General features: G+C 70.9%; 5 protein-coding genes. 2 read left to right on the top strand and 3 right to left on the bottom strand.

Annotated elements, in window-relative coordinates; all coding sequences use genetic code 11:
• Window positions 1–159: 159 nt before the first annotated feature.
• Window positions 160–984: a hypothetical protein gene (locus E1258_RS30125; protein WP_132407067.1), complete on the bottom strand. Its 825-nt coding sequence runs from the start codon at window positions 982–984 to the stop codon at window positions 160–162.
• Between the two features lie 319 nt (window positions 985–1,303).
• On the opposite strand from E1258_RS30125, the gene E1258_RS30120 reads away from it, so the two are divergent.
• Complete coding sequence (locus E1258_RS30120) at window positions 1,304–2,524, top strand: hypothetical protein (protein ID WP_132407065.1); 1,221 nt, start codon at window positions 1,304–1,306, stop codon at window positions 2,522–2,524.
• Between the two features lie 111 nt (window positions 2,525–2,635).
• Here the strand turns inward: E1258_RS30120 and E1258_RS30115 are convergent, their stop codons facing one another.
• On the bottom strand, window positions 2,636–3,295 hold the full coding sequence (locus E1258_RS30115; RefSeq protein ID WP_132407063.1) for an FKBP-type peptidyl-prolyl cis-trans isomerase: 660 nt from the start codon (window positions 3,293–3,295) through the stop codon (window positions 2,636–2,638).
• A gap of 156 nt (window positions 3,296–3,451) precedes the next feature.
• Here E1258_RS30115 and E1258_RS30110 point away from each other — a divergent pair, with 156 nt between their 5' ends.
• Window positions 3,452–3,844 carry a PPOX class F420-dependent oxidoreductase gene (locus E1258_RS30110; protein ID WP_132407061.1) on the top strand — a complete coding sequence of 131 codons (393 nt, stop codon included), beginning with the start codon at window positions 3,452–3,454 and terminating at the stop codon, window positions 3,842–3,844.
• 293 nt (window positions 3,845–4,137) lie between these two features.
• Here E1258_RS30110 and E1258_RS30100 read toward each other — a convergent pair whose 3' ends face one another.
• Window positions 4,138–4,548 carry a VOC family protein gene (locus E1258_RS30100; protein ID WP_132407059.1) on the bottom strand — a complete coding sequence of 137 codons (411 nt, stop codon included), beginning with the start codon at window positions 4,546–4,548 and terminating at the stop codon, window positions 4,138–4,140.
• Between the last annotated feature and the right edge of the window lie 65 nt (window positions 4,549–4,613).

Below are 4,613 nucleotides of genomic sequence, written 5' to 3'. Positions count from 1 at the left end.
ATCCTGCCCGAGCCGCCGGCCGCCCACCCGCCCGGGAGGCCCGCTCCCGACGGGCGAGCCGGGCCGGGCGTACCGCTACCGCCAGGTCTGCTCCGAGAAGCCCGCTCCCGGCAGGCCGGCCCGGCGGGTCCGCTTGTGGCGGGGCGTACCGTCGGGGTGTCAGGCCGGCAGCTGCGGCAGGCCGATCGGGCTGTCCGGCGGGATCACCGTGTGCCCCGCCCGGGCCACCGGTTCCAGCAACTCGCGCAGCCGGTCCGTACCGTCCGCGCCGAGCGCCTCCCACGGGTGCAGGGCGGCCACGTCGGTGGCGTCCTCCACCGTCCGGAACGCCGCCCGGCCGTGCTCGGTCGGCTTCCCGTCCCCGGTCAGCCATCCCCGCTCGACGAGGCGCCCGGTTGCCGCCTGCCACTCCTGCTCCGACCAGCCCCGGCCCAGCAGGTTCACCTCCGGCATGCCCTCGGCGACCTTCCAGGCGAGCGTCTCCACCGGGTCCAGGTTGGCGGCGACCAGCGCCGCGACGTGCCCGTCGCCCCGGTGCTCGCGCAGCGTCGTCGCGGCCTGCCACAGCCGGGCCAGCGGGTACTCGGCGGCCGGCAGGGCGGCGTTGGCGGCACCCAGCACCCGGCCCGCCGTCCGCGCCGCCCGGGCGGCCGTCTCCAGCAGCTCGGCGGCCTCGGCGAGGTGCCCCTCCGGCAACTCGTACGTCAGCTCGGCCAGCGCCTGCACGGCCCCGGTGAGCCGGGCCCGCAGCGCCTCGGCCGGGGTGGCCAGCTGCCACACCGCCGGCAGCGCCCGCGCCACCATGGGTGGTGCGAAGGTGAAGAACGCGGCCACCACCGGGGCTGCCTCCACGGCACCCAGCGGGGCGGCCCGGCCGGCGAAGTACCCCCGCCAGTAGCCGCGCAGCCCCACCGCCTCGTAGGCCGCGCGGGACCGGGTGTGGAAGTAGGTGATCGCGTGCACCGGCTCGAAGTGCGTCCACATCAGCCGGGCGAGCCCCGGATCGTCCAGCGCCGCCACGTGCACCTCCGCGTCGGTGGGCATGGTCGCCGCGAGCGGGCGACGCCCGCGGTGAGCTGAACCTACTGCCGCTCGGTGAACGTGCGGAACCCTGCTGTGACCTACTGCGCGGCGAACGGGCCGGCGGGTCGGTCGACCTCATGGCTGTCGGAAGTCTGTCAGCAGACCAGCGAGGTAACAGGGAAGCGACGTACGTCGATTAGTGTGTTGCCCTGCGTGCTCATGTGGATGCACTGAGTCGCCAGTGTGCCGGCTGTGCCGGCTCGGATCGGAGGGATCATCGATGGGCAGACCCAGTTGGGTGACAAGAAGGGCAGTTCTCTCGGTAGCCGTGATGGTGGTGGCCGCCGGGCTCGTGCCCGCACAATCGGCGAGCGCGGCGGCCCCGTCATTCCACTACACGATCAAGAGCGGCACGCCCGAGTGGCGCAGTCTCGGCACGCACGAGGCCATGGTCGAGGCCGTCCAGATCCCCGGTGCGACCGTCGCCAGAATGAGCACGGAACAGCTCACCACGGCGGTGCTGGACTATCCCCTGCTCCCCGACGCGCTGGCATTCAACAGCGTTCAGGAGGGGTTCGAGGCGGTGGCCGCCCGGTTCACCGGGCTCCGGGAGCTGCTGCGCCGCCCTGACGCGGCCGCAGTGCTGCTCGACCGCTACCGGAAACTGGATGTCGGCATCCCTTCGACGGACACCGAGCTGCAGGCGGGCAACCGGACGCTCGACGCCTGGAAGCTGGAGACCGTGCTCGCACAACCGCAGGTTCTCCACGCCATGTCAGCGGGCCAACTCGAATCGCTGTTGCGCGTCGGGCTGGAGAAGTTCGCTGCCAAGCAGAGTCACGCCGAGGTTTACGGCGAAGCGGGGCTGGAGCCCACCGCCGTCCTGCTCGGTCGGGCACTCGCTGTCCGCGAGGGATGGAGCTGGAAGGAGTCCCAGCTGCTGCGAGAAGGCATCCAACTCGTCCCGGGCACCACGCGCGCCACCGTGGACGCCGTGCGCCAGCACCTGACCGCGCCGCTCGCTCGTCACGAGGTCACCGACGGGTTCAGCACGCAGGACTACGCCAGCACGGTCTACACCCCCAGGGGGACCGCCGTCTCCGTCACCACGACGACCTACGAGCTGAGCAGCGCGCAGATAACGGCCAACAACAACTACGTGACCTCGACCTACCCTTCGGCGACGCTTGAGCGGAACTCCTCACGGAAGTACAACTGCCACTCCTACGCCTGGTACTCCACGTCCACGTCGAACGACCGCTGGATGAACACCCCCGGCGACGACAAGTACTGGCAGGACGGCAGCTACACGCGATGGCAGGTGCCGTACCAGTGGTTCTCCAGCATGAAGTTGTCCTACGCCAGCGACGATCACTCGGGCATCTGGGTGGGCACCGGCAGCTACGTCCGCTCCAAGTGGGGGCAGTTGGGCCAGGTGTACCACGCCTGGAACTACGCGCCGTACAACAGCTCGACCACCTACTCCTACTTCCTGACCTGACCTGACCTGACCGGAGGTCAACGTGTCGCGGGATGCCGGGCCGACCGGCCCGGCATCCCGCCGACGCGCCGCAGGGCACCCGGCTGGTGGGAAACCGGCCGGATCGGTCGGCTACTGCGCCGCCAGCACGTCCACGACGAAGCGCAGCGCTCCGGCCGGATAACCGTCCGGCGGGTTGTTGCCGTACCCCAGCTCCGCCGGGAGGTCGAGCTGCACACGGCTGCCCACCGGCACCCCGACCAGACCCTGGTCCCAGCCCTTGATGACGCCGCCGACGCCGATCTGGAAGGTGGCCGGCTGGCCGCTCCGCCAGGAGGCGTCGAACTCCTTACCGTCCTTGTAGGTGACGCCTACGTAGTTGGTGGTGATCTGCTGGCCGGCCTTCACCGCCGGACCCTTGCCCTTGATCAGCGTCGTCACGGTGAGCTTCTTCAGCTCGCCCTTGCCCGCCTCGACCTTCGGCTTGTTGGCCAGCGCCGGGTCCGACCCCTCGGGCAGCTGCGGGGCGGGCGGCGCGGTGGGCTCCTCGGCCGGCGCGCTCGCCGACGGGGTGCCGGCGGCCTGCTCGGGCGCGTCGTCCTTACCCTGGTTCACCACCACGAACACCGTGATCAGCACGCCGACCACGGCGAGACCGGCGAGCGCGCCGAGGATCGACTGCAGGCGGCGCTTCTTCTCGGCGGCCTTCTTCGCCGCCAGCTGGGCGGCCAGCCGCCGCTCCGCCTTGCCCGGGCCCTGGCCCGCCGATCGGTTCTGCACACGCTCGCTCACGTCGACTCCCTGATCAAAAAGGTGGGGGCCCGGCGGCCGCTGCCGAGACCAGCGCTCACGGTACCCGCCCTGCTGCCCACGGTGCTGCCTCGGCCGGCCCCCGTCCCGACCCGACTCCCGCCGGCGCGTGGGTGCCATGGGGGTAATTTCTTGGCCATGGCGATCCTCACCGAAGAAGACCTGGCCCTGCTGGCCGAGCCGCAGCTCGCCCACGTGGCCACCATCGAGCCCGACGGCAGCCCGCACGTCACGCCGGTCTGGGTGGACACGGACGGCGAGCACATTGTGTTCAACACCGCCAAGGGGCGGCAGAAGTACACCAACATCCAGCGCAACCCCGTCGTGGCCGTCTCCGTGGCCGACAAGGCCAACGACCTCCGAACTCTGTGGATCAAGGGCACGGCCGAGTTCGTCGAGGAGGGGGCCGACGCGCACATCGACCGGATGGCGCAGAAGTACCTCGGCCAGGACACCTACCCGTTCCGGCAGCCCGGCGAGGTGCGGGTGATCGTCCGGATCACCCCCACCCACAAGCTCGGCCGCGGCTGAACCGCAAGGAGGGGCCCCTGGCTGACAAGGGGCTCCTCCTTACCCCCGACGTACGCCGCGATCGCGCCCTCCGCGATCGATCTCGAGTCGTCGAAGAGTTGGTCGAGGCCGAGGTCGGAGACCTTCCCCCGCCCGGCGGGCCGACGTGCGGCTGCCCCAGCCGGCTGAACAGGATGCGCAGCATCGCGTTGACGTCGGTGGCGGTGCCGACCGTCGAACGCGCGTCGCCGCCCATCCGCTGCTGGTCGACGATGATCGCCCTCGTCAACCCGTCGAGCACGTCGAGGCCATCCTCAGCGCAGTTCCTGGATCCGGACCAGGTTGCCGGCGGGGTCGCGGAAGGCGCAGTCACGCATCCCGTACGGCTGCTCGGTCGGCTCCTGGACGACCTCGGCGTCGCTGGCCTGCACCTTCTCGAAGGTGCCGTCCAGGTCGGGGGTGGCCAGCAGGATCCAGCCGTACGTGCCCTTGGCCATCATCTCGGCGACGGTGCGGCGCTCGTCGTCGGTGATGCCGGGGTCCACGGCCGGCGGCGCCAGGAGAATGGAGGTGTTGGGCTGCCCGGCGGGGCCGACCGTGATCCAGCGCATCTGGCCGGCCCCGACGTCGTTGCGGACCTCGAAACCGAGAATGTCGCGGTAGAAGGCCAGCGAGGCGTCCGGGTCGGTGTGCGGCAGGAAGCTCGTGTGAATCGTGATGTCCATGCCGATCACGCTAGTTGCGCCCACCTGACCTGTGCTTCTCGATTCCTGACCGGTGGGGTGGGGGC

Source organism: Micromonospora sp. KC207 (assembly GCF_004348615.1).
Classification (GTDB): domain Bacteria; phylum Actinomycetota; class Actinomycetes; order Mycobacteriales; family Micromonosporaceae; genus Micromonospora.
This window is presented reverse-complemented; position numbering and strand designations above follow the sequence as displayed.